At 65.5% G+C, this 24,639-nt stretch carries 25 protein-coding genes; 8 read left to right on the top strand and 17 right to left on the bottom strand.

Annotation, left to right across the window (positions count from 1 at the left end; all coding sequences use genetic code 11):
• Positions 1–70: 70 nt before the first annotated feature.
• The 6 genes from ACZBJS_RS15435 to ACZBJS_RS15410 all read right to left on the bottom strand — a co-directional run bounded on the left by ACZBJS_RS15435 (position 71) and on the right by ACZBJS_RS15410 (position 6,844).
• Positions 71–253 carry a hypothetical protein gene (locus tag ACZBJS_RS15435; protein ID WP_316395565.1) on the bottom strand — a complete coding sequence of 61 codons (183 nt, stop codon included), beginning with the start codon at positions 251–253 and terminating at the stop codon, positions 71–73.
• Between the two features lie 7 nt (positions 254–260).
• Complete coding sequence (locus ACZBJS_RS15430) at positions 261–1,403, bottom strand: PepSY-associated TM helix domain-containing protein (RefSeq protein ID WP_463438856.1); 1,143 nt, start codon at positions 1,401–1,403, stop codon at positions 261–263.
• Between the two features lie 131 nt (positions 1,404–1,534).
• On the bottom strand, positions 1,535–3,796 hold the full coding sequence (locus ACZBJS_RS15425) for a TonB-dependent siderophore receptor (protein ID WP_410469712.1): 2,262 nt from the start codon (positions 3,794–3,796) through the stop codon (positions 1,535–1,537).
• A 336-nt stretch (positions 3,797–4,132) separates the two neighbouring features.
• Positions 4,133–5,335, bottom strand: coding sequence for an NAD(P)/FAD-dependent oxidoreductase (locus ACZBJS_RS15420; RefSeq protein ID WP_316395562.1), 1,203 nt, complete (start codon positions 5,333–5,335; stop codon positions 4,133–4,135).
• A gap of 115 nt (positions 5,336–5,450) precedes the next feature.
• Positions 5,451–5,786 (bottom strand): hypothetical protein, encoded by a 336-nt coding sequence (locus ACZBJS_RS15415; protein WP_316395561.1) that lies wholly within the window; start codon positions 5,784–5,786, stop codon positions 5,451–5,453.
• A gap of 131 nt (positions 5,787–5,917) precedes the next feature.
• Positions 5,918–6,844, bottom strand: a complete 927-nt coding sequence (locus tag ACZBJS_RS15410; protein ID WP_316395584.1) for a helix-turn-helix domain-containing protein — start codon at positions 6,842–6,844, stop codon at positions 5,918–5,920.
• A gap of 369 nt (positions 6,845–7,213) precedes the next feature.
• On the opposite strand from ACZBJS_RS15410, the gene ACZBJS_RS15405 reads away from it, so the two are divergent.
• Complete coding sequence (locus tag ACZBJS_RS15405; protein WP_316395560.1) at positions 7,214–8,146, top strand: AraC family transcriptional regulator; 933 nt, start codon at positions 7,214–7,216, stop codon at positions 8,144–8,146.
• A gap of 12 nt (positions 8,147–8,158) precedes the next feature.
• On the opposite strand, the gene ACZBJS_RS15400 is transcribed toward ACZBJS_RS15405, so the two are convergent.
• Entirely contained in the window at positions 8,159–8,338 is a 180-nt protein-coding gene (locus ACZBJS_RS15400) for a hypothetical protein (RefSeq protein ID WP_316395559.1), read from the bottom strand.
• Between the two features lie 9 nt (positions 8,339–8,347).
• Positions 8,348–8,581 carry a DUF6894 family protein gene (locus ACZBJS_RS15395; protein ID WP_316395558.1) on the bottom strand — a complete coding sequence of 78 codons (234 nt, stop codon included), beginning with the start codon at positions 8,579–8,581 and terminating at the stop codon, positions 8,348–8,350.
• Between the two features lie 193 nt (positions 8,582–8,774).
• Here ACZBJS_RS15395 and ACZBJS_RS15390 point away from each other — a divergent pair, with 193 nt between their 5' ends.
• Genes ACZBJS_RS15390 through ACZBJS_RS15380 form a run of 3 tightly spaced genes read left to right on the top strand, consistent with a single transcriptional unit; the run spans position 8,775 to position 13,059 of the window.
• Positions 8,775–9,461 (top strand): TetR/AcrR family transcriptional regulator, encoded by a 687-nt coding sequence (locus ACZBJS_RS15390; protein WP_316395557.1) that lies wholly within the window; start codon positions 8,775–8,777, stop codon positions 9,459–9,461.
• Positions 9,458–12,139 carry a molybdopterin-dependent oxidoreductase gene (locus ACZBJS_RS15385; RefSeq protein WP_316395556.1) on the top strand — a complete coding sequence of 894 codons (2,682 nt, stop codon included), beginning with the start codon at positions 9,458–9,460 and terminating at the stop codon, positions 12,137–12,139. The genes ACZBJS_RS15390 and ACZBJS_RS15385 overlap by 4 nt, the downstream gene beginning before the upstream one ends.
• Positions 12,136–13,059, top strand: coding sequence for an FAD binding domain-containing protein (locus tag ACZBJS_RS15380; RefSeq protein WP_057018074.1), 924 nt, complete (start codon positions 12,136–12,138; stop codon positions 13,057–13,059). The genes ACZBJS_RS15385 and ACZBJS_RS15380 overlap by 4 nt, the downstream gene beginning before the upstream one ends.
• Positions 13,060–13,123: 64 nt before the next feature.
• Here the strand turns inward: ACZBJS_RS15380 and ACZBJS_RS15375 are convergent, their stop codons facing one another.
• The 5 genes from ACZBJS_RS15375 to ACZBJS_RS15355 form a co-directional block, all read right to left on the bottom strand.
• Positions 13,124–13,384, bottom strand: coding sequence for a hypothetical protein (locus tag ACZBJS_RS15375; protein WP_316395555.1), 261 nt, complete (start codon positions 13,382–13,384; stop codon positions 13,124–13,126).
• Positions 13,333–14,910: an adenylate/guanylate cyclase domain-containing protein gene (locus ACZBJS_RS15370; protein WP_316395554.1), complete on the bottom strand. Its 1,578-nt coding sequence runs from the start codon at positions 14,908–14,910 to the stop codon at positions 13,333–13,335. The genes ACZBJS_RS15375 and ACZBJS_RS15370 overlap by 52 nt, the downstream gene beginning before the upstream one ends.
• 149 nt (positions 14,911–15,059) lie before the next feature.
• Positions 15,060–15,677: a LysE family translocator gene (locus tag ACZBJS_RS15365; protein ID WP_316395553.1), complete on the bottom strand. Its 618-nt coding sequence runs from the start codon at positions 15,675–15,677 to the stop codon at positions 15,060–15,062.
• Between the two features lie 244 nt (positions 15,678–15,921).
• Positions 15,922–16,464: a hypothetical protein gene (locus ACZBJS_RS15360; RefSeq protein ID WP_316395552.1), complete on the bottom strand. Its 543-nt coding sequence runs from the start codon at positions 16,462–16,464 to the stop codon at positions 15,922–15,924.
• Positions 16,465–16,471: 7 nt separating this feature from the next.
• Positions 16,472–17,911: an LVIVD repeat-containing protein gene (locus tag ACZBJS_RS15355; protein WP_410469711.1), complete on the bottom strand. Its 1,440-nt coding sequence runs from the start codon at positions 17,909–17,911 to the stop codon at positions 16,472–16,474.
• Positions 17,912–18,031: 120 nt separating this feature from the next.
• On the opposite strand from ACZBJS_RS15355, the gene ACZBJS_RS15350 reads away from it, so the two are divergent.
• Genes ACZBJS_RS15350 through ACZBJS_RS15335 form a run of 4 tightly spaced genes read left to right on the top strand, consistent with a single transcriptional unit; the run spans position 18,032 to position 19,811 of the window.
• Positions 18,032–18,346: an ArsR/SmtB family transcription factor gene (locus tag ACZBJS_RS15350; protein WP_028343393.1), complete on the top strand. Its 315-nt coding sequence runs from the start codon at positions 18,032–18,034 to the stop codon at positions 18,344–18,346.
• Positions 18,339–18,803, top strand: a complete 465-nt coding sequence (locus tag ACZBJS_RS15345) for an SRPBCC family protein (protein WP_057018076.1) — start codon at positions 18,339–18,341, stop codon at positions 18,801–18,803. Before ACZBJS_RS15350 ends, ACZBJS_RS15345 begins: the two co-directional genes overlap by 8 nt.
• Entirely contained in the window at positions 18,796–19,263 is a 468-nt protein-coding gene (locus tag ACZBJS_RS15340; RefSeq protein WP_057018077.1) for an SRPBCC family protein, read from the top strand. Before ACZBJS_RS15345 ends, ACZBJS_RS15340 begins: the two co-directional genes overlap by 8 nt.
• A gap of 32 nt (positions 19,264–19,295) precedes the next feature.
• Complete coding sequence (locus ACZBJS_RS15335; protein WP_283064433.1) at positions 19,296–19,811, top strand: SRPBCC family protein; 516 nt, start codon at positions 19,296–19,298, stop codon at positions 19,809–19,811.
• 173 nt (positions 19,812–19,984) lie between these two features.
• On the opposite strand, the gene ACZBJS_RS15330 is transcribed toward ACZBJS_RS15335, so the two are convergent.
• The 4 genes from ACZBJS_RS15330 to ACZBJS_RS15315 all read right to left on the bottom strand — a co-directional run bounded on the left by ACZBJS_RS15330 (position 19,985) and on the right by ACZBJS_RS15315 (position 24,604).
• On the bottom strand, positions 19,985–21,595 hold the full coding sequence (locus ACZBJS_RS15330; protein WP_316395550.1) for an acyl-CoA synthetase: 1,611 nt from the start codon (positions 21,593–21,595) through the stop codon (positions 19,985–19,987).
• Between the two features lie 269 nt (positions 21,596–21,864).
• A complete protein-coding gene (locus ACZBJS_RS15325) occupies positions 21,865–23,385 on the bottom strand; it encodes an FAD-dependent oxidoreductase (RefSeq protein ID WP_316395549.1) in 1,521 nt (506 codons plus the stop codon).
• Positions 23,386–23,412: 27 nt separating this feature from the next.
• Positions 23,413–24,030 carry a GTP cyclohydrolase I FolE gene (folE, locus tag ACZBJS_RS15320; RefSeq protein ID WP_028333118.1) on the bottom strand — a complete coding sequence of 206 codons (618 nt, stop codon included), beginning with the start codon at positions 24,028–24,030 and terminating at the stop codon, positions 23,413–23,415.
• 118 nt (positions 24,031–24,148) lie between these two features.
• Positions 24,149–24,604, bottom strand: a complete 456-nt coding sequence (locus ACZBJS_RS15315; RefSeq protein ID WP_028333117.1) for a GatB/YqeY domain-containing protein — start codon at positions 24,602–24,604, stop codon at positions 24,149–24,151.
• Positions 24,605–24,639 lie beyond the last annotated feature (35 nt).

Below are 24,639 nucleotides of genomic sequence, written 5' to 3'. Positions count from 1 at the left end.
TCGGCATATTCCGATTGGACCGGCTTTGCTGATTGCCCGGCCGGTTCGAGGCGCGATCAGGCGAACCCGATCAATTCGGCTGGCGCCGCCAGATGAACACCAGATAGAGCAGCACAGGCAGGCCGAGCCCGGCCCACGAGACCGCATCCCACCAGCCGTCGCCGACCAGCGCGCTGATCAATCCGACCGTGCTCACGATCGCGATGACGAGCGGGACGGCGAAGATCTGGGTCAATGAACGATGCGAGACCATGCTGACGTCACGACGATAATGCGGGGTTGTCGAGGGAGGCGGCGTTGGCGATCGCGCGTTCCTGGCTCACGCCGGCCTTGCGGCGACGCATCCACAGATACACGCCGGTCACGAGGATGAGGATGGTCAGGATGTCGAGCAGCGCCCAGACGATCTTGAGCGGCATGCCGCCATAGTCGCCGAAATGCAGCGGCTGCGAGACGAACAGGGTCGTCACATACCAGGGCATGTCCCTTGTGTCGGTCAGCTTGCCGGTTTCTGCGTCGATCAGCGCCGGCTTGAGCAGCCGCGAGGTCAGCGGCGTATCGCCGTGCAGGAACACCGCATAATGACTCTTGCTGCTGAACAGGGTTCCCGGGTAGGCGACGAAGCTCGGCGTCATGCCGGGCACCGCATGGGTGGCCACTTCGACCGCCGCATTCAGCGAGGTCAGCTTCGACGGCACCGGCCGGTCCTTGTACTGGGCGGTCATTTCGGCGAGCTGGCCGAACTGCCACATCTTGAGCACGAGATCGGCCCAGGTGTTGATGACCCCGGTGAAGCCGACGACCAGCGTCCAGGCGACGAGCAGGATGCCCGCGAGATTATGGACGTCGAGCCAGCGCACGACGCGGGTCCGTTGCGCGCGATAGGCGCCGAAACGCAGTTTCCGCATCGACGGCGCATAGACCACGATGCCGGAGATGATCGCGACGCAGAACAGGATCCCCATCAATCCGAGGAACAGCTTGCCGGGCAGGCCCGCGAACATGTCGGTGTGCAGCTTCAACATGATGTAGGTGAAGCGGCCGGTCACGTCGGGCGCATCGAGATAGGCGCCGGTATGGGTGTCCATCCGGATCAGCAAATTATTGGTCGGATCGGCATCGATGGTCGGGCCGACGCTGACGAACATCGCGCTCGGATCGTCGCGATCCCAGATCAGGAAGTGAGGCACCTTCCCGGGCGCCTGCGCCAGCGCGTTGAAGAGCAGACGGTCCAGATTGGCCGGCGGCGTGCCTGGCGGCACGTCGGCCGGCTTGACCTGGCTGTGCAGGAGATCGTCGATCTGCTCGTGGAAGATCAGCGGCAGGCCGGTGATGCAGAGCAGCAGCATGAACAGCGTGCAGATGAGGCTGGTCCATTTATGAACAGCGCCCCATCGCCGCAAGGATCTGGTCGTCGCAGTCAATTTCGTTACCTAAAGCGCGATGGGATCAGGTTGGATCGTCATCGAGCTTTAGCCTCTTGTTGAAGCATGATCTTTTCGGAAAACCGCTTAGCACTTTTCCGGATCATGCTTTAGTTCCAGGTGTACTTCATCGTGCCCAGCACCGTGCGGCCATTACTGAGGCCGCAATAGGGAAGCCCGGTCAGGCAGGATGCAACGTAGAAGTGGTCGGTCAGGTTGGTGACGTTGACCTGCGCCTTCCATCCCCTCAGGTCCGGCCGCAGATAGGCGAAGTCGTAGCTGACCGACGCATCGAGCAAGGCATAGGAGGGAATGACAAAGGTATTGAAGTTGTCGCCGTAGGTCTCGCCGACATAGCGCACGCCGAGGCCGAGCCCAAGGCCCGCGAGCGCGCCGTCATACCAGCTATACTTGCCCCAGACCGCGACCTGGTCCTGCGCCGTGTTCATCATGTACTTGCCGGCATAGCCGGCAATGCTCGTCGTCACCCGCGGGTCGAGATGGGTGTATCCCGCCGTGATCTCGAGCTCGCGCGTGAGATTGCCCTTCAGCTCGAGCTCGAGGCCGCGGACGCGCACGGCATCGGTCTGCACGTTGAACAGCGGGTTTAACGGATCGGCCGTCAATACGTCCTGCTGACGGATATCGAACGCCGCGGCCGTCACCATGAAGTTCGAGCCGTTCGGCTTGAACTTGACGCCGACTTCCGCGCCCTCGCCCGTCGTCGGCCTGAACGACCGGCCGGCGCTGTCGGCGCCGAGGTTGGGCGTGAACGAGGTCCCGTAGCTGACATAGGGCGCGAGGCCGATATCGAACAGGTAGCTCAGGCCGATGCGCCCGGTTTGCGCCGAGTCATCGCGCGAATAATGGCCGGCCGGCGGATAGAACGCCATGCTGGTGAAGCCGGAGCTGACCCAGTCCTGGCGGCCGCTCATGGTCAGCGTCCAGCGATCGAGCTTGATCTGATCCTGCAGATAGGCGCCGAGCTGCGACTGCCTGTCGTCGCGCAGAATGAAAGGCGCCAGCGAGCTGGCTAACGGAACGGCGGTGCCGTAGACCGGGCTATAGGCATCGATCGGCGCAATCGGCGTCGTGCGATAGTCCGTGTTCGCCCACAGATCGAAGTAGTCGACGCCGGCCAGCACCTTGTGGACCAGCGGCCCGGTGGCGAAATCCGCCTGCAGCTGATTGTCGAGCGCGACATTGGCGGCGTTGGCCTTGACGTAGTTGTAGGTGCGCGCGACCAGACGATCCGTCACCATGCCCTCGGTCCGCACCGATGCGAGGTCGTTGCTGACCTGGGTGTAGCGGAGGTTTTGCCGGAACTGGAAGATGTTGTCGAAGCGATGCTCGAACGCGTAGCCGACCGCGAACTGCTCGAGATGATAGCCATCCAGCCCGGGCTCGCCGAGGTAACGACTGTAGGGAATATGTCCGTTGGGGTTGGGCAGGAAGGACACCTGTCCCGGGACGTATTGCTGGTAACCCTTGTTGTCGACCTTCTGGTACTGCGAGAGCACGGTGAAGCTGGTGTCGTAGGTCGGGCGCCAGGTGAAGCTCGGCGCGAGGAACAGCTTGTTGTCCTGAACGAAGTCGGTCTGGCTGTTGCTGTCGCGGCCAAGGCCGACGATGCGGTAAAGGAACCGGCCGTCCTTGTCGGCCGGGCCACCGATATCGAAGGCGCCCTGGAAGCGATCGAACGAGCCGAAGCTGCCCTCGATCTCGTAATGCGGCGTCTCGGTGGGCCGCTTGCTGACCAGGTTCAACAGGCCGCCCGGATCGGACTGTCCGTACAGGCCGGATGATGGCCCCTTCAGGACCTCGATGCGCTCGAGACCATAGGTCTCGATGCGCGGGACCGCGAAGGTCGTGGTGTCGGTCGGCAGCCGCAGCCCGTCGAGATAGCGCGGCGCGGTGAACCCCCGCAGCTTGAACTCGTCGAAGAACGCGTTGGCGCCAAAACTCTCGATCGTCACGCCGGGCGTGTAGCGCAGCGCTTCGGTGATGTTCTGCGCACCCTGCGCCTGGATCTGATCCTGGGTGACGATCGAGATCGACTGCGGCGTCGTCAGCACCGGGCTGTCGGTCTTGGTTGCGGTGACGCTCTGGCTGGCGAGATAGCCGGTGACCGGCCCGTTGCCGCGCTCTCCGCCGCCACCTGCCCCCGGTGCTGGAACGTTCTGCGCGGGCGCCCGGTTCGCGATCGATCGCGGCGTCGTACGTGCAGGACGCGCCGCGCGTCGCGCCGGCAGCGTTCGCCGCGCCTGCTGCTGTTGTTTCGGCGCCTCGACCGTCACCGGCGGCAGCGCCGATTGCGCAACGCTTTCTCGCGGCATCACCACACTCAGCACGAACAAACCGCTGCCGGCCATGTACCCGGCCGCCAGCGCAGTGCGACGAAACATCCGACCCCCGTCAACTCACATCGCCTTCATCCTCGCCGTCACTAACACGATGAAAGACGTACGCAGCTGATCGGTGATTAGAACACATCCAGTGTTGGGCTTATCGCCGATGGTGTTGCGAGCTCGCAACGTGAACGCAGCGAAACTGCGTCAATGCGCCTCAGATTTTTCGAGCGCTTCTAAGGACGATTCTAAACTGCGTTTCGCTCCGCGATACTTCGAGTCAGTTCCGCGCACAGCGATCGAACGACGCCGTGCGCGGAAGCGATGATCGCAGTTGCGGTGCTCTCGCCGAGCTCAGCGTCAGACTTCGGTGACGTGCTCCGGATCGGCCGATGCCAGCGCCGCGGCACGCTCGGCGCGCGGCGGATAGATCCAGACGGTGTTGATCTCCCGCTTGGTCTTCTTGGCCACATCGCCGACCATCTCGACCTTGCGCTCCCAGCCGCGGGTGAACAGCGCACCGGCCTCGCCGAGGTCGAGGCAGGTGACATAGGCCTTCTGGTGATACGGCCTGGTCGGGACACCGAGCAGCTCGGCCGCGGCGTTGCCGGCAAAGGCGCCCATCCGCGTCGCGTGCTGGCACGACATCAGCGCGTAATTGCCGACATCGTCGCATGCGGCACGCGCCGCATCGCCGGTGGCGAACACACCCGCGACCGACGGTACGCGCAGATCGCGATCGACCAGCAGCCGGCCGAAATTGTCGCGCTCCGCCGGGATCTGCGTGGTCAGCGGCGCGGCGCGAATGCCCGCCGCCCAGACCACGGTCGCGGCCTCGATATGCTCGCCGCTGGAGAGCGTGACGCCGGACTTGCTGACCTCGACGACGCCGGCGCCGAAGCGGCCTTCGACGCCGAGCTTGCGCATCGCGTCCTCGATGATCGGGCGCGGGCCCTCGCCCATGTCGGGCGCGATCGCCACGTTGCGATCGACGATCACGACGCGCGGCTTGGCGTCGCTGCCGAGAATGTCCCGGAGCCGCGCCGGCATCTCGGTCGCCGCCTCGATGCCGGTGAAGCCGCCGCCGGCAACGACCACGGTGTCGCGTGCCACTGATGCCGGCTGCCTGGCGAGGTCGTGCAGATGGCGATCGAGCGCGATCGCATCCGCAAGATTGTCGACGCTGAAGCCATGCTCGGCGAGACCGGGTACGTTCGGACGGAACAGCCGGCTGCCGGTCGCCACCACAAGGCGATCATAAGGCAGCGTCTTGCGCGCGTCCTTGGCGGTGACGATCTGCACGGTGCGGGCCTTGGTGTCGACGGCTTCGGCGCTGCCCTGCACATAGACGACGTCGATCGCGTTGAAGACGTCGAGCAGCGGCGCGGTCAGTGTCTCCGGCTTCGGCTCGTAGAGCCGCGGGCGCACCACCAGGGTCGGCTCCGGCGCGACCAGCGCGATCTCGAGCTCCTCGGGCGAAACGCCCTTGATGTCGCGCAGGCGGGCTGCGGAGAGCGCGGCGTACATGCCGGCAAAGCCGGCGCCGATGATGACAATTCGCATGGGTATCTCCTCTGGGTTGGCAGTCTCTGATGTCCGCGCGTTGCCGCCGCTGCCTGCCGCTTGCGGCGAAGCCTCGCGATCGGCGACGCGAAGAGGTGAAACGAAAAGCGAGCGCCTATTGCCGGGCGGCGCAGCTCGACAGGAACGGCGTACGCGCCCCGGGCATGCAGGCTGCGCGGCAGCCTCTCGCGCCCGACAGCGCTCCATGCTGAAGGCCGATCGGCAGCGCGGCCCCCGGGAGCCAGTCCCGGTAGAGCGCCTGGGCGGCGTCGCTGATCATCACCGACGTCATGGCATCGGCGCCCTGAGCGGCCTGCGCCGGCGCATCGGCATCCTCGCCGGTTGCCGACGTGAAGCGGACGGTGAGCGTAAGCCCGTACATCAGTGCAGTCGCGAGGACCCGGCGTCGCCGCGTGACTGCAAGGGAGCTACCGAAATCCTTCCAGGCCATCGCTTGTCTCCGTTGTTGGCGTGGGCGCCACGGTGATCTAGCGAATTGGCCTTATGAGTGCCCCAGAGCGATTGCCCGACCTGAAGAGCGATTGCGGCTAGAGCATTTTCGGTTCTTTGCTCGAAAACGCTCTACCGCAGGCGCCGCCGCCAATCGCTCGGGGTTTCGCCGGTCAGCTTCCTGAACGCGGCCGCGAACGCGGTCTGCGAACTGTAGCCGAGCGCCGCCGCGATCGAGACCACGGATGCGTCGGTGTCGCGCAGCATGTTCATGGCCTGCTCGAGCCGGTGCTGGCGCAACCAGGCATGCGGCGAGAGCCCGGTGCTTTCCTTGAAGGCGCGGCAGAAGTGAAAGCGCGACAGGCCGGCGTCCGTCGCCAGCGCCGCGAAGCGCAACCGCTCGATGGCGCGGCGCAGCGCGGTCGGCGCCAGACCGCCCACGGTCGCCTGCACCGTAGCAGGCACGCCGGCATGCGCCGACAGCAGGCGCGTGGCCAAGAGATCCGTCAGTTGCTGCCGGAACAGCGCATCCAGCGCCGCGCTGCCATCGAGCGCATCAGCGGCGCTCAGCAGCAACCGCGATGTAATTGGATCGGGATGCCCGGTGCGCTCCAGCAGATCGCCGGGAGCGGCGGTGTCGGCCTCGCCGGCGACGCGCGCCAGCGTCGCATGCGGAAGATAGAGCTGAACGACGTGTACCGACTGGTGGATATCCCAGCGCGAGCTCGAGCCGGCCGGAATGATCGTCACGACCCCGGACCGCGCCGTTCCGATCGAAGCCACCCTGCCGGTCCGCCGCTCCAGCCGCTGCGAGCCGGCGGGATAGCTCATGACGACATGGTCGACCATCGGCCTGACCACGTCGTGCAGGGCGTCATGCTTCCAATAGGCGATCGCGCCGCTCGACGGGTCGGCCGCCATGCGAAGCGGCTGCGTCTTGAGCACGCGGGCCATCTCCTGGCCGGCCGGGCAGCGCGGACCGGCCGGTGCCTCGGCCGGCCGCGCTTCGGATGCGGCGGGCGAATCCCGCAAAGGATCGTGCAGGATCGGCTTACTCATCACCTGTGCTCGCGTTTGAAGGCTCATGCGCTCCCTCCTTGCGGGCCGGTCTGTCGGACCCATGAGGCGCGGAACTGCCCGCCGGACCTAAGCGCCGCGCAGTTCGAATGTCTTTCCTGAAACGGCCATGCTTTGCCCAATTCTGCGCCAAGCGCGCGGCTGCGACATTTCTGCGTCCGGCACGGTCGATTGGACCAAAGCAGTTGAATTCATTCCGGAATCGCATTGCGCTGAACGACCGGCAGCATCGTTCATGATCGCCTGAGACAATTGGACTGCGCCGCAGCAATCCCGGATAATGAGTGACGGCTTCGCAGGTTGACTGACAAGTCCCTGCCCGGCCGCACATCAATGATGGACTCAACACGCATGGCACAGGCGGGCGCCTACGGGCAGCGGCTCGGGCAATTCCTACGCCTGAGGGATACGCCGCCGGCGCTGATCACGCGCACGCTGCGCAGCGCCGAACTCGCGGTCACCGAAACCCGGGACGACAACCCGGTGCCCGGGCTGTCCGGATCGCTCACCGCCGAGGATGCCTTTCTGGTCAGCCTGAAGCTGCACGATTATCCGGACTGCGAATTGTGGGAGGGCGGCAAGTGCCTCATGAAGCGGGACATCCCGGCGGGCGCGACCTATCTCTACGATCTCAAACGCGATCCGCGCTACGTGATCGACAAGCCGTTCCACTCGCTGTTCTTCTATCTGCCGCGCTCGGCGCTCACTGACTTCGCCGAACAGACCGGCTCGCCGCGCATCGGCGAACTGGCCTGCGAAATCGGCACCGGTCACGACGACGGCGTCATTCGTCATGTCGGGGCGCTGCTGCGCGAGGGATTGCACCGGCCGGACGAAACCAACCAGCTGTTCATCGATCACATGATGCTGGCGCTGACCGCGCACGTCACCCGGACCTATGACGGAATACAACATCCGACCGGACCGACCCGTGGCGGCCTCGCCGCCTGGCAGATCAACCGCGCCTGCGAAAAGCTCGAATCCGACCTCAGCGGGAAGATTTCGCTGAAGCAGATTGCGGCCGAGCTCGATCTGTCGGTCGGCCATTTTTCGCGCGCCTTCCACATCTCCACCGGCCTGCCACCGCACCAATGGCTGCTTCAGCAGCGCCTGAAGGTGGCCAAGCAGCTGATGGCCGCGCGCGACCTGTCGCTGTCCGAGATCGCGATTTCGGCCGGCTTTGCCAATCAAAGCCACTTCACGCGGGTGTTTTCCGCCGTGGTCGGCGTCAGCCCGGCGGCGTGGCGGCGCGAGATGTACCGCCCGGCGAGAAGCGAGAGCTGAACAGCGCCGCGCTCAACCGGCGGGCGCAGCTTGAACGGCGTGCTTCGCATGCCATTTGGGACCCGGTCCGCGCATGTAGTGCAGCTCGGGCCGGTAGGGATCGCGAATTCGCGCGATCAGATCCTGCAAGCCCGCCGTAATCGCGTTCCAGCTGTCGTGCAGAGAGAGCAATGATGCGTGCGGTGACAGCATGGCACCCTCTCAGTGCGGCTTGCCGAGCACGGATGCGAAGGACAGGATCACGATCTCCTCGCCGGACTCGTCGCTGACATGCACGACCCAGTCGCGCCAGTCTTCCAGGCTGACCGTTGCGACCAGCGATCGCATCATGCACGTCGCCGCCTCGCAGGCCTCCGAGAGGCTTGTCACCGAGGTGCCGCGGCGATCCATCAGCACCCCGTACGTGGTCGAGCAATGGAAAAAGACCTGGGTCATGTGCGTATCCTCGCAAGCTCCGGACCAGAAGGTCATCTTTGGAGCTCCACGTTTCTTCGACGCGACCATTCGCAAGGCGGTTCACATGGGCGCCGGCCGCGCGGCGGCCTCGCGGAATGGTGATCAAGCCCCAGCACCGCCTCCTCACCAAATCGCGATTTGACAGTTTTTCTATATTTGTCAAAATCGTCAAATGGGACCGAAAACCCGCATTCTCGATGCCACCATGCTGGTGTTCCGCCGGCACGGCTTTCGGCGCTCCTCGATCGAGCAGGTCGCCGAGGCGGCCGGCCTGACGCGGCAGGCGCTCTATCACCACTTCGAATCCAAGGAAACGCTGTTCCGCGCCGTGATCGAGCGCGTGCATGAGAGCGCGATCGCAGCCGAGGACACCGCCATTGCCGAGGCGGAGGCGGCGGGCAGCGATCTCGGCGACATCCTCGCTACGGGCATGACCGCGCGGATGTCGACCATGATCGGGTCGCTGGACGGCTCGCCGCATCTCGAGGAACTGTATTCCGAGCACCTCGTGCATGCGCGCGACCTCTTCCAGACGTACGCTGCGCGCTATGCTGAGCGCATGGTCGCGACGGTCGCGCGGGTCGTGCGCAAGCAGCAGCTTGCGCTGCCGCAGGACCTGACGCCGGCCGAGTTCGCGCGGCTGGTCGAAATGTCGATTCACGCAGCGAAGTCGCAGTATCCGGCGATGCAGCCGGCGGAAGCGTTCCTGAAGGACATGGCGATCATCGTGCGGACGCTCTGCGCCGGCGCCAAGCCGAAATTCAAGTCCAAATCCTTGCCGAAACCGCAGAAGCCGTCCGTCGAGAGGGCGGCAATCCCCAAGAGGCCGACACGCAGGACAACTGGAGGACATCCATGAGCACGACGACCGTCAATGGCCGCGTCGAATCCCTGCCCGATGATCCCGATGCGCTCTTGATCGACATCGTGCGCGACCAGCTCAAGCTCACCGGCACCAAGCTGGTGTGCGGCGCCGGCGTCTGCGGCGCCTGCACCGTGCTGGTCGACGGCGCGCCGGTCGCAAGCTGCCTGATGCCGGCACACGCCGCCGCCGGCAAATCGGTGACGACGGTGGAAGCTATCGGCGCGTCCGGGCTGCATCCGGTGCAAAAGGCGTTCATGGCGCATGACGCCCTGCAATGCGGCTTCTGCACGCCCGGCTTCATCGTGGAAGCGACCGCGTTCTGCGACCATTGGCGCGCGACCAGGGGAACGGCGGTGCCGTCGCGCGAGGAGATCGGCGCGGCTCTGTCGGGCCATCTCTGCCGCTGCGGCGCCTATGACGGGATCTTCCGCGCGGTGGCGGATGCCTGTGCCGGCCGCTTCGACGGCGATCACGTCACGGCGCCCCGCATCGAGGCGCGCGACAAGGTGACGGGCGCGGCGAAATACACCGTCGACATCCATCATGACGGCCAGCTCGAAGGCCTGATCCTGCGCTCGCGCGAGGCGCATGCGCGCATCACCACACTCGATCTCGCGCCGGCGCGCGCGCTCCCGGGCGTCGCCGCGGTGTCGCTGCTCGGCGATGACCGGATCGTGCGCTATGTCGGCGAGCCGATTGCGGCGGTCGCAGCTCCGGACCGCAAGACGGCGCTGGCCGCGCTCGCCGCAATCAAGCTGGCCAGCAAGCGGCTGCCCGCGGTGGTCGGGCTCGACGCCGGACGCAAGGATGATGCGCCCGTCGTGTTCGACAAGGCGAGCCGCAAGCGGGCCGGCAACGTCTCGGAAGCGGCCGGCGGGCCGGCGCCGTGGAAGCAGAATATCCGCGGTCCGACCGCGGTGTTCTCGACCCGCGCCAAGAAGGCCCGCAACTGGGTGGACGAGGCGCGCCAGGCCAACAACAAGCTGCTCGTCGAAGCCACCTTCCGCACCGCCACGCAACAGCATGCGTGTCTCGAGCCCCACGCCGCGGTGGCGCGCTTCGACGGCGACCGGCTAACCCTGCACGTTTCGACCCAGCAAGTGTTTCACCTGAAGGAGCAGATCGCAAAGCGCTACAAGCTCGATCATGACAAGGTCCGCGTGATCGCCGAGCACGTCGGCGGCGGCTTCGGCTCGAAGGCGAGCCTCGGCACCGAGACGATTGCCGCGATCGAGCTGGCGCGCGCGGCGAAAGCGCCGGTGCGGGTCGCCTATGATCGCCAGGAAGAACTCTCGGTCGCCGGTTATCGGCCGGCCGCGGAGTTGAAGGTCGCGCTGCTGCCTTCCGAGCAAGGTGCCCTGAAAGCGCTCTCCGTCACCGCGCATGCCGACACGGGCGCAGCGACCAACTCGACCATCGCGGGACTGGCGCGGCTGATCTATCCGGCCGAGGCGAAGGACCTTTCGGATTTTGACGTCATCAGCAATCTGCCGCCCGGCGCCGCCTTCCGCGGCCCCGGCGGTCCGCCGATGGCATTCGCCGTGGAGCAATCGATCGACGAGGCCGCGCTGCGGCTCAAGGTCGATCCGATCGCCTTGCGCAAGCGCTGGGATCCCGATCCCAACCGGCAGCGGCTCTACGATTGGGCATCAGGGCTCGAGATCTGGCGCAACCACAAGCCGGCGCAGAACGGGCGCTATCGCCGCGGCATCGGGGTCGCGACGGGCTACTGGCTCTATCTGTGGCAGCCGAAGGTGAAGGTCGAGGTCGCGGTCAGGGGCGGCCGCATCGTTGCTAGCACGGCGACGCAGGACATCGGCACCGGCACCCGCAGCGTGCTTGCCGACGCGATCGCGCGCGAGTTCGATCTCGAACCCGGTGAGATCGATGTGCGGATCGGCGATTCCTCGCTGCCCGAAGGCCCCGGCTCCGGCGGCAGCCGCGTCACCGCCTCGGTGATGCCGCCGACGCTGCAGGCAGTGCGGAAGCTGAAGGCCGCGATGCTCGAACAGGCCACGCGAAAGCCGGCGCCCGGCTCGAACGCGCCCTGGCGCGAGCTGATCGCGCGCTCGCCCGACATCGCGGTGGTGGAGACGCGCGGCGAGGACGGCAAGAACACTGCGCCCGGCATCCGCTCGCCGCTGCGCGAAGTCGGCCTGATGGGCATGGTGTTCGGCTGGATGATGCGCCGCTTCTCGAACATCGCCGTCGGCGCCGGCGTGCCGAGCTCGGTGCAGGTGATCGAGGTGGAGGTCGACACCTGGCTCGGCCATGTCCGCGTGCTCAACGTGCACACCGGCATCGCGGTCGGCAAGATCGCAGCGCCCGCGCTGGCGCGCAGCCAGGCCTGCGGCGCGGTGATCCAGGGCCTCGGCTACGCGCTCTACGAGGCGCGCGAGCTTGATCCGACCAGCGGCGACGTCCTGACCGCGGGAATGGAGGATTATCGTATCCCTGGGATCGCCGACACGCCGGAGATCGAGGTCCATTTCGACGAAGCCGGCTTCGACCATGTGCTCGGCAACAGCGTCGGCATCGGCGAGGCGTCGACGGTGCCGACCTCGGCCGCCGTCGCCAACGCGATCCACAACGCGATCGGCGTCCGCCTCACCGAGATTCCGATCCGGCCCGACCGCATCGTCGCCGCGCTGAAGGGGAGGGACGCCGCATGAGTGTCGCGACTGCAGACGTCATCTCCGCGCCCGAATTCCGCGCCGCCGGCACCGATCTGTCGGAGCGCCGCCGCAGCGGCCTGTCGTGCGGCTCGATCATCGATCTCGCCGCCAGTCCCGATACTATCGGCGTGGCGTGGAATGCGGACGGCTCGGCCCGCATCGGCGCCCTGACCACGATCGCTGCGATCGCATCCGATCCGCGGCTCGCCGAGGCTTACCCCGGCATCGCCGCAGCCGCGCAGGGCCTCGCCACGCCGCAGATCCGGCACATGGCGACGCTCGGCGGCAACCTCGCCCAGCGCTCGCGCTGCTGGTATTTCCGCAATCCGCAGATCGCCTGTCTCAAGAAGGGCGGCCCCGACTGCCCGGCGCGATCCGGCAACCACCTCTATCACGTCGCGTTCGATCTCGGCCCATGCGTCGCGCCGCATCCGTCGACGATGGCGATGGCGCTGCTCGCCTATGATGCGAAGGTCACCACCGATCGGCGCAGCGGCTTGTCGATCTCCGAGCTGCTCGGCGACGGCAGCAACGGCGCGGCCGACAATCTGCTTGCACCGGGCGAACGCATCGAGCGGATCGAGCTCCCCGTTCCGCTGGCCGGCGAGCGCGCGCTGTACAAGCGCGCCATCAGCCGGACGCATGCGGAATGGCCGCTGGTCGAGATCTGCGTGCGTGCGGTGATCTCCGGCGGCGCGTTCCAGCAGGTCCACATCGCCGCCGGCGGCATCGCCCCGGTCCCGCTGCGTCTTGCCGCGTCCGCGGCGGCGCTGCAGGGTAAGCAGATTAACGCGGCGACCATCGCGCAAGCCACCGAGCTGGCGATCTCGGGAGCCAGGCCGCTGCCGATGACCGGATACAAGCTCGAGCTGCTGACGGGCCTGGTGCGCGACGTGGTCGAGCGGATCGTGGCGTAGGATCAAGCGCCCATTCGCGGCCTCGAGGCAACGTCGCGTCTAGAATGCATAGATCCAGGAATTCCTACGCCGGAATGCCGGCCTCACACAGCACGGCGACCATGCGTTCGCCCCATTCGACGGTCCTGGTCGGAAAATTCTGCCGCGCGTAGGACGCGCGGAAATCGGGTCGCAGCTTGAGCAGGCGGCCGGCGATGAAGCGCGCCTCGTCGAGGCGCCCCGAGCCGACTTCGTTCATGATCAACGCGCTGAGCGTGTGTGCGTCTTCGCCGATCACCAGCGCCTTGGCGGCGGCCGCGCGGCCCTGCTCATACTGACCGAGCATGAAATGCGCGAAACTGATTCCGTTCCACATCGACGCACGCCCGGGATCGATCGGGCTGAGCCGGAGTCTGTGCTCAAAACTTTCGATCGCGCGTGCCGGCTGGACGCACATGAGCGAAATCCAGCCACGATATCCCATGCCGCAGCATCGTTCGAATTGAGCGAGATCGCCTCTTCGATCATGGTCTCGGCGCGATCGTAGTCGTGGCCGAGATAGGCAAACATGTGAGCCGCGCGCGCCAGCACGAACGGATCGTCGCTGGACAGCACGCAGGCGAATTCGGCGATCCGCAGCGCCTCCGCCAACTCCTCCGCGCCGGGGGGCGTGCCGCGCGTGGTCTGTTTCAGCAGCGACGAATAGGCCAGCATGACCTGAGCGGCTGCATAGTTCGGATCAAGCCCGCAGGCCTTGTTGAACCACTCGCCGAGTTCAGCGTCGCCCCACTTGGAGCGATCTGCGTAGGCCGCAATGCCTCTCAGAAAGAGATCGTAGCTATCGAGACGGTCGGTCGGCTTGGTTCGGGTTCGTTCGATTTCGCTCTGCTGGATCTTCGGAGCTATGATGCTGACGACATTCGCGGTGACCTGGTCCTGCAGGTCGAACACATCCCTCAGTTCGCCGTCGAACCTGTCCGCCCAGAGATGCGTACCGCTGCCGGCCTCGATCAGTTGCGCGGTGATCCGAACGCGCCCACTCGACTTGCGCACTGATCCCTCCAGCACGTATCGCACACCGAGCTCGTGCCCGACCTGCTTGATGTCGACGGACTTCCCCTTGTAGGTGAAGCTTGAATTGCGCGCGATCACAAACAGCGATCTGAAGCGCGACAGCGCCGTAATGATGTCCTCGACGACGCCGTCGGCAAAGTATTCCTGCTCCGGATCACCGCTCATATTCTGGAACGGCAGCACCGCGATGGAGGCCTTCTCGGCAATCGCGGCTGGGGAAGCCGGTGCAGTGAACGCGTGCTTCGCGATCGCGGCCGCTGCGGAGGCGCCGCCGACGCGAACTCTCCATGTCCGAATAGGCTCGGCAATATTCTTCAGGACCTGCGGCCCCATGTCCTCGAAGGTTGCATCGACCTTGCCGCGAATGTGCCGTTGCACGTCATCGGAAATGCAGACGCCACCCGGCTCGGCAATCCCCTCCAGGCGCGCTGCGATGTTGACGCCGTCGCCAAAGATATCGTTGTCGTCAAAGATGATGTCGCCGACGTGGATTCCGATTCGGAATTCGAGCCGCTGCTCCGCTGGCACGGCAGCATTCTGATCAGCCATGCGGCGCTGCACTTCGACGGCACTGCGCACCGCGTCGACGGCGCTGGCGAATTCAACGAGGATTCCGTCGCCGGTCGTCTTGACGACGCGGCCGCGATGTGCCGCCAGCGCTGGATCCAGCAACGCTCGCCTGACCGACTTCAGCTTGGCCAGAGTGCCTTCCTCGTCGATTCCCATCAGCCGGCTGTAGCCGGCGATATCGGCCGCCAGAACCGCTGCCAGACGCCGATCCACGCTATCGGTGGTCAAAGACATGCCCCCGGACGAGGGGTTAATTTTCGTCGCCGATCAAAGCACGGCTGACGGCCTCCGGGCTAGAGCAAACGTCTACGCTGCTTGCCCAGGCTGGAAATCGGCGGCATTGTCAACGACGACCTTGAGGCTATCGCCCAGCGGGTCTATCGCGCCCGGGTCAGCGCCAGCCAGATGCCGCCGCCGATCATGAAGCCGCCCGAGATGCGCGACATCAGCCGGGTCCGCTCCTTGGAGAAGAATTTGCGGGCGCGGCCGGCCGCCAAGGCGTAGGCGGCGTCGGTCAGCACGGCGGTCGCCATGAAGGTGAGGCCGAGCAGCGCCACCTGCGGAACGTGCGGCTTGTCCATATCCATGAACTGCGGGATGAAGGCGCCGAAGAACACCAGCACCTTCGGGTTCGAGAGCAGCACCAGAAAGCCTTGCAGGAAGAAGCCGCCGCGCGGCGGCGGCGGCGTGTCGTCGGTGCTGACGCCCTGGACCGGAGAGCGGATCAGCTTGAAGCCGAGCCAGACCAGATAGGCGGCGCCGGCAAAGCGCACCCAGTCGAACCAGTAGCCCATCGTCGCCATCAGCGAGGTCAGCCCGACCGCGACGGTGCCGATCACGATCGCAAGCCCCACCTGCGCGCCCAGCACGTTGGTGAGCGCGGCGCGCGTGCCGTAGCGCAGCCCGTTGGCGATCACCATCGTGACGATCGGACCGGGCAGCAGCGCCAGCGCGATGCAGGCGGCGACGAAGGCGAAATAGGCTTGCAGGGACATGGGAGAGCTCGTTTGTTTCTTATCGTCATTATGCACGAGAGTGGCAGACATGGAAGCGCGTCTGCCCCCTCGCCCCGCTCTTCACCGGGTCGAGACGAGCGAAGCTCGCTCTTAGAGGGTGGCGTGAGAGGCTTTCTCCGCCAGGCGGTGCGAGTCGTTAGACCTGTACCCCTCACCCGGATCGCATCTGGCGATGCGATCCGACCTCTCCCCGCAAGCGGGGCGAGGTGAAGAGAGATCACGCTCAACGGCCCTCCATTGCCGCGATCATCCATGACCTGATCTCTCGCCCCTCCAGAAATTTCAACGTCGCGCCTTGCACGCGCCCAACATCGCCGCTCCCCTGCGCCACGACCGCCATCAGGTCGCAGCGATGCGACACCGCGATGCCGATCGCAGTGCGCTTCCCGTTGGGCATCTCGAGATCATAGACCCTGATCCGCCCCGGCATATCGGCGACAGCAACGACATCGCCGGCCTTCAGCGGCACAAAGCGCGGGCCGATCATGTCGACGTCGGAAACGCGGTCGACCTCGTCGTCATCGGCGACGCCGCCGTCGCAATTGCAGAAGCCGAGCTTTGGCCTGAGATAAACCTCGACGTCGCCGCCGCACTCGTCCGCACCACACCGGAACGCGCGGCCGGCGGGCCAGCCGTCGCGCGGGAACGGCCAGCCGATCTCGTACCACGCGGCTGCGCGCGGCGGCGCCATCTCGTAGCCGGCGACGGCGGAGAGCCCGCCGAGCGCCAGGACCATCGCCGCGATGACCGGCCATGAGCGCATCATCGCGCGCTCACGGCAGACCGGCTATGGCGCGCGCCGCGCCGGTCAGTTCGAGGATGTGCAGGCCGGTGTTGGCGCGGTCGACCGCGTAGATGTAGCCGCGCTCGTCGGTCTCGACATTATTGGTCTGGATCGCGACCTTGCAGCGGTCCTTGCCGTCGATGGTGACGCATCGCTTGTCGGTCGCCGCCGTGATGGAGGGAATGAAGTAGCCGACTTCCCTGGGATGATAGGGATCGCGGATGTCGAGCGCGCGGACGCCGGCGTTGAAGAAGGCGATGAAGGCCAGCTTCTTGTAGTAGACCGGCGCCATGCTCTCGTTCGACGAATGCGAGCCGAACCGGCCGCCGCGCTCGCAGAACGCTCCGGAGGCCTCGGGCACCGTATAGCTCGAGATCAGCATCGGCCGCGCCTCGGTGGTGACGTCGGCGAACCACACCATCTGCCGGGCCTCGCCGCATTCGTTCTGGATCGCCTCGTCGACGATCATCACGATGTCGCGGCTCTTGCCATCCTTGTCGCGGGCGAACTCGGCGATCGGCATGCCGGGCATCGGAAACACCGTATGCGCGCCGTTCATGGCGGACAGCGGCATCCGCGCGATCTCCGGCAATTTCAGATTGTCCGGCGTCGGCTCCTTCGGTCCGTTCAACAGCTTGTCGCGGTCGACGATCTGCAGGAAGCCGCCCTTGTTGGTGCCGTAGCCGAAATAGACGCGATTGCCCGTTGGCCCGGTCGAGATCGGCCCGTGCAGTTCGGTCGGCACCGCGCCGGTCGCGCCCGGCTCCTGCCCGGGCAGGCCGAAATCCCGGATCTTCTTTGGCTGCGCGGGATCGGAGAGATCATAGACCTGCGTCATGCGCCGCGTGCGCCAGTCCGGCGCGCCCGACACCAGAAAGGCGATGCCGGTGCCGCATTCCCAAAAACTCTTGTGCGTGTCCTTCAGGCCGCCGATCCGGGTGACGAGCGCCGGATTGGCGGGATCGGCGACGTTCCAGATCTCGTGCGCCTCGCTGCCGAAGGTGCGCAGCATGTAGACCGCGTTGCGATCGCCCTTCGGCAAATCCTTGCCGTCGCAGATCCGCACCATCTGCGCGCCGCCGGATTCATACTTGCCTTCCTGTCCGGGAATGTGCCGCAGATATGTCGGGTGCGCGGGATCGGTGACGTCGACGATCGAGGTGCCGTTCGGCTCGGCCTTGCCGGTCATCGGGTTGACGGGATCGGGAATGTCGTCGGTGCCGCCGTGATGACCGATATAGGCGATCCATTTGTCGCCCTGATGATGAATGGTCGGCTGATAGGCGCTGCGGGCCTGCAAATCGTTGGTTCCAACCAGCCTCATGTTGGAGGCTTCAGGCGGATCGCCGATCTTCTGCTGGGCGCTCGCACCATTCGCGAGCAGGACAAGAACCAACGTGCAGCAAACTGCCGTAACGCGACCGCCCATGCGCACCACCCAATGTTCCACACCAATCTGCGTTGGCTGCCGGCAAGGCTAGCACGGCGCTGCCGATGCCAAAACACACGCTCTTGACATGCAACCATTCGGTTGCCTATTATCCGACCCATGGATGAAGTCTTCAAAGCCCTCGCGGATGCCTCACGGCGAACGCTGCTTGACCGGCTTCACGATCAGAACGGGCAGACGCTCGGTGAGCTCTGCGACGGCCTCGACATGACGCGTCAGGCCGTCACCAAGCACCTTGTGATTCTCGAGGAGGCCAACCTCGTCACCACGATCAAGCATGGCCGCGAGAAGCTGCACTATCTCAACCCGGTTCCGATCCATCAGATCGGCGAGCGGTGGATCAGGAAGTTCGAGCGCGGGAAACTCGCCGCGCTGAGCGAGTTGAAAAGACAATTGGAGAAGCGTGATGAGTAAACCGGACTACGTCTACGTCACCTATATCGAGACCACCGCCGACAAACTGTGGCACGCGTTGACCTCGAGCGAATTCACCGAACGCTTCTGGTTCGGCTATCGCGTCAGCTCCGACTGGAAGGTCGGCTCCCCCTACCACCTCACCAAGGACGGGCGACGCAGCGTGCAGGGCGAGGTGCTGATCGCCGATCCACCGAACAAGCTCGCCTACAGCTGGGACGTCGTGAAGGAAGGCGTCGAGCGCGAGCAGCTCTCGCGCGTGACCTTCGACATCGAACCGCACGGCACGGTCGTCAAGCTGACCGTGACGCACGACAATCTCGGCCCGAAGACGCTGCGCGACATCTCCGGCGGCTGGCCGATGGTGATCGCAAGCCTGAAGAGTTTCCTGGAGACCGGGCGCGAACTGCCGGCCGACCTGCTCACCAGCGGCGCCAGGGAGGCCTACCATGCCTAAGCCCGAATTCGCCTACGTCACCTACATCGAGACCACGCCGGACAAACTGTGGGACGCGCTGACCAAGAGCGCGTTCACGCGGCAATACTGGTTCGACACCGAGCTACAATCGGACTGGAAGGTCGGCTCGCCGCTCGCGCTGGTGATGGGCGGCAAGACCACCGACACCGGTGAGATCCTCGAGGCCGACCGGCCGCGACGCCTCGCCTACACCTTCAAGCACGTGCTCGACGAGGACATGCGCAAGGAGCCGGCAACCAAGGTGGTCTTCACGCTCGAAGCCCATGGCAAGATCGTGAAGCTGACCGTGACCCATGAGGGCTTCGGCGCGGGCAGCAAGCTGCTCGACGGCATTTCCAAGGGCTGGCCGGCGATCCTGTCGGGACTCAAGAGCCTGCTCGAGACCGGCAAGGCGGTCACGATCCCGCCGGCCGCGCTCGGGATCGACGGCTTCGAATGACAATGAAAATCTATCGACGGGTGCGAACGGACATGAACATCGAGAAATTCAAACCGGCAATCGTCTACGCAATCTACATCGCCGCCACGCCCGAGAAGGTGTGGCAGGCTTTGACGACTGCCGAATTCAGCCGGCAGTATTTCTCCGGCAACGCGGTCGAGGTCGACCTGCGGATCGGCGGCGCCTACGTCGTGCGGACGCCCGACGGCGCGCTGCACATCTCCGGCGAGGTGATCGAGTGCGATCCCCTGAAGCGGCTGACCGTCACCTTCAACGTCAACTGGCCGCAGCTGGTCGAAAAGCTCGGGCCGACGCTCGTCACCTGGGAGATCGAACCGGCAGGCGACGGCGTGAAGCTGACGCTCCTGCAATCGCATGACCGTCCGATCAGCGACGACATTCTCTCAGGCGGCCGGACCGGCTGGCCGGCGATCCTCTCCAGCCTGAAGAGCCTCGTGGAGACCGGCAAGGCCATGGTGATCCCCATGCAGCCGCCAGCGCGCATGATGGCCGCGCTGAAGGAATTGGGAATTGCGATGCCGACGTGAGGTTGGCGATACAGCCGCTCCATACTCCGCTGTCGTCCCTGCGAAAGCAGGGACCCATAACCACCGCTCCAAACGTTTAGAGTTCGCTGGGGCCATAGCGTCGCACAACAACTTTACCTTGTGTTATGGGTCCCGGGCCGCGCTGCGCTTGCCCGGGACGACGACGGAGAAAACTACCCCAGCGCCCTCAGCTCCCGGCGCAGCACCTTGCCCGTCGCCGTCATCGGCAGGCTGTCGGCGAACTGCACGAAGCGCGGATATTCGTGGGCGGCGAGCTGGACCTTGACGAACTCCTGGATTTCGCGCGCCAAGGCATCGCCCGGCGCGTAGCCCGGCCGCAGCACGATCCAGGCCTTGATCGATTCGGTGCGGATCGGGTCGGGGATGCCGACCACCGCCGACATCGCGACCGCCGGATGCTTCATCAGCGTGTGCTCGATCTCGGACGGGCCGACCCGATAGCCGGCCGTGGTGATGACGTCATCCTCGCGGCTGACGTACCAGAAATAGCCGTCCTCATCCTGCACGCCGAGATCGCCGGTCAGCAGGAACTCGCCGGCATATTTCTTCGCGGTCGCTTCCGGATTGCGCCAGTACTCGATCATGGTGCAGGGGCACGGTTGGCGCACGCCGATGATGCCGCGCTGGCCCCGCGGCAGCTCCTCGCCCTTCTCGTCGACGATGCGGACGTCGAAGCCCGGCGTAGCGCGGCCCATCGAGCCCGGACGGATCGGAAACAGATTGGAATTGCTGCCGATCACGAGGTTGCATTCGGTCTGACCGAACACCTCATGGGCGTCGATGCCGAAGGTGTCGCGCACCCAATCCAGCAATTGGCCGCCGAGCGACTCGCCGCCGGTGAAGATGCTGCGCAGCCTGACGCCGGAATTCTTTACATTGGCCTGCCGCATCAGCTTCAGCGCGGTCGGCGGCAGGAACACGTTGCGGATGCCGAGCTCGGCCATCATCCGCATCGCCGCCTGCGGCTCGAACTTGCGGGCGCGGTGTCCAACCATCGGGATGCCGTGGTACCAGAATGCGAACAGGCCGTTGATCAGGCCGCCGATCCAGGCCCAGTCGGCCGGCGTCCACATCAGGTCGCCGGGCCTCGGCAGGAAGTTGTGGCACATCTCGACATTGGGCAGATGGCCGAGCACGACGCGATGCGCATGTAGCGCGCCCTTCGGGTTACCCGTGGTGCCCGACGTGTAGATGATCAGCGCGGGATCGTCGGCCGAGGTGTCGACGGTCGCGAACTCGGGCGATGCCGACTTGACCGCGCTCCAGAACGGTTTCGTCCCCGCCGGCGTCTTATCGCCGACGATATAGACGCTCTTCAACTCGGGCAGACGATCGCGGACTTTCGCGATCTTCTCCCAGCCTGCTTCATCGGTGATCACGGCCTTGGCAACAGAATTCGACAGGCGGAATTCGAGCGCATCCTCGCCGAACAGCGCGAACAGCGGGATTGAGATCATCGCTGCGCGAAACGCCGCGAGATGCGCGACCGGCAGTTCGAGCGATTGCGACAGGAACACGGCGACGCGGTCGCCGCGCACCAGCCCGTCGTTGGTCAGCACATTGGCGAAACGGCGCGAGGCGTCCGCGACCTCGTCGAACGAGGTGCGCGTGGTGCCGCCATCCTCGTCGACATAGACCAGCGCGAGCCGCCCGGTGCCGTCGGCATGGCGGTCGCAGCACGCGGTCGCCATGTTGAAGCGCGCGGGAACGTCCCAGCGGAAGTTGCGATAGAGTTCGTCGTAAGTAGCGGCTTCCTTGAGCATGGTGTGTTTTGCTTCCGTCCCTCGTCATGGCCGGGCTTTCCCCTGCCATCCGCATTTGCTGCGGCAGATTGTAGAGACGTCGATGCCCGGGACAAGCCCGGGCTGACGAAGAATGTGATGCCCGGATAAAGAACCCCGGATGGAGCGGTCGCGCGAACGCGCGCCCGATGACAGGCTCCGCGCAATCCGGGGTTCTCATCGAGTGGACAGACTCCCCCGGATTTCGCTTCACTGCATCCGGGCTACGAACATCCTTGAGGAGAAAGCCGTCAGGCTGACGCCCGCTCCATTGCGACCTCGGCCTTGAGGCTATCGAGGTCGCGATAGATCGACGCGACCGCGAGCACGCGCCCGCCGCGCTTGTAGCGCAGCACGCAATCCCTGCCGGCGATGCTGCCGTCCACCGCGATCTCGTCCCACTGCTCGGCATGGCCGACATAGTTGATCGGCACGTCGTAATGCTGGCTCCAGAAGAACGGCACCGCGTCGAACACCTCGCGCTGCCCAAGCATATTCCGCGCGGCGGTCTGGCCCTGGCGCTCCGCCACCACCCAATGCTCGACCCGGATCGTCTCGCCGCTGTGCGGATCGGGCCAGCGCGCGATATCGCCGGCCGCGTAGATGCCGGGAACGCTGGTCTCGAGATAGGCGTCGACTGTCACGCCGCGGTCGATGGCGAGCCCGGCCGCTTCCGCCAGCGCCAGCCGCGGCTTCACGCCGACACCGACCACGACGAGATCGGCATCGAGCACAGGCCCGCTCTTCAGGCGGGCTCGCTTGCCCTCGATCGCGGTCACCGTGTCGCCGAGGTGGAATACGACACCATGCTCTTCGTGCAGCGCACGGACGAAATCGCCCATCTCCGGCCCGAGTACGCGCTCCATCGGCCGCTGTTCCAGCCCGACCACGTGAACCTCGATCTGGCGCGCGCGGAGCGAGGCCGCCACCTCGAGACCGATGAAGCTTGCACCGATCACCACCGCGCGGCGCGCTCCGCTGGCCGCGGCGATGATGGCCCGGCAATCGTCGACGGTGCGTAGCACATGAACGTGGGGCTGGTCCGCGCCCGGGATCGGCAGCCGCACCGGCTCCGCGCCGGTCGCCAGCAGCAGCCGGTCATAGGCGAGCGTTTCGCCGCCGGCGAGCACGACATTGCGGCGGCCGGTATCGATCGACTTGACCTCGGTCCTGAGTTTCAGATCGATCGCCGCGTCACGATAAAAATCGTCCGGCTTCAGCGGCAGCCAGTCTTCCGGCGCGCTGCCGGCGAGGAAGTCCTTTGACAGGTTCGGACGATCCACCGGCGGCGCGGCCTCGCCGCTCAGCATGACGATGCTGCCGCGATAGTCCTGCCGTCGCAGCATCTCGGCGGCGGCAAACCCCGCCCCGCCGCCGCCGATAATCACGATGCTGCCGGGCGTATCTACCGGGCCCTTGACGCGGAGTTTCGGCTGCGCGCGCTTCTCGCGCACGATGATGCGATCGCCCTCCCGCTCGACCTTCCAGACAGCGAGCGCGTTGAAGGCGGGCGCGGCGGTCGCTTCACCGGTGCGAATATCGAAGCAGGCGTGATGCCAGGGGCAATGGACGGTCTCGCCCTCAAGGAGGCCTTCGGCGAGCGGGCCGTGGTAATGGCTGCAATGCGCGTCGATGGCGAAGATATCCGCCCCCGAGCGCACCAGCAGCACGTCCTCGTCGCCGACATGGCCGAGCAACATCGCGCCCGTGAAGTCGGAGAGGGCAACGCCTTGTGTCAGATCCGGACCGGAAGGAGCTTGCTGATCGGCCATACCATTCCTCCATCGCCCTGTGACGCTCTAAACCGCTATGCCGAGGAATTCCTGGCGGGTTAGCGCATTGTCGCGAAAGCAACCCAGCATGCGGCTGGTCACGAGATCGGTATCCGGCTTGTGCACGCCGCGGGTCGTCATGCAGTGATGCGACGCCTTGATGATGACGCCTACGCCCTGAGGCTTCAAGACGTCGTTGATGGTGTTGGCGATCTGCGCCGTCATCTTCTCCTGGATCTGCAAACGCCTGGCATAGATGTCGACCACCCGCGCCAGCTTGCTGATGCCGACCACGCGGCCGTTCGGGATGTAGGCAACCCAGGCCTGACCGATGATCGGCGCCATATGATGCTCGCAATGGCTCTCGAAGCGGATGCCCCGCAGGGCAATCATTTCGTCGTAGCCTTCGATCTCCTCGAAGGTCTTTTCCAGGATCTCCGCGGGACGTTGGTCGTAACCCGCAAAGAATTCCTCGAACGAACGCGTCACACGCGCCGGAGTTTCAAGCAAACCATCCCGCTCGGGATCGTCACCAGTCCAGCGGATGATGGTGCGGACTGCTGCCTCGACTTCGGCCCGGGTCGGCTTGTCGGATTCGGTTTGAGCGGCTCTTGCACGATCCAGCGCATGCACAATCGGGTTCATCGGGGCCTTTCCTTTGCGGAGTCATCGCGAGGTCATGCCCGTCAGATGCTCCGTCAGCAGAAAGGTTCCCGCAATTCGGCCGCGGCACTTTGCGCCGCAAGCCAGCCGGGACGAACGGCTAGCCCGTCAGCGCCGCCTTCACCAGGCCGCTGGCCTTGCCGAAATCCATCTGGCCGGCGTATTTCGCCTTCAACGCGCCGATCACCTTGCCCATGTCCTTGATGCCGGCGGCACCCGTCTCGGCGATGATCGCCGAGATCGCGGCCTTCACGTCGTCGTCGGACATCTGCTTCGGCAGGTACGCCGAGATCACGGCGATCTCCTCGCGCTCCTGGGCCGCGAGCTCGGCGCGGCCGCCCTTGTCATAGAGCTCGACCGACTCCTGGCGCTGCTTGATCATCTTCTGCAGCAGGCCGAGCAGGTCGGCATCGGAGAGGGGCGGCTTGCCCTGCCCGCGCGCGTCGATGTCGGCGTTCTTGATGGTCGAATTGACCATGCGCAGCGTGGACAGCTTGCGCTCGTCCTTCGCCTTCATCGCTTCCTTGACCGCAGTATTGATGTCGTCGCGCAGCATTTCGTTGTCCTTGAGCCAGCAATCCCCTCATCTAG

Source organism: Bradyrhizobium sp. KZN70725 (genome assembly GCF_055264925.1).
The sequence above is the reverse complement of the archived record's forward strand: the minus strand, read 5'-3'. Positions and strand labels throughout refer to the sequence as shown.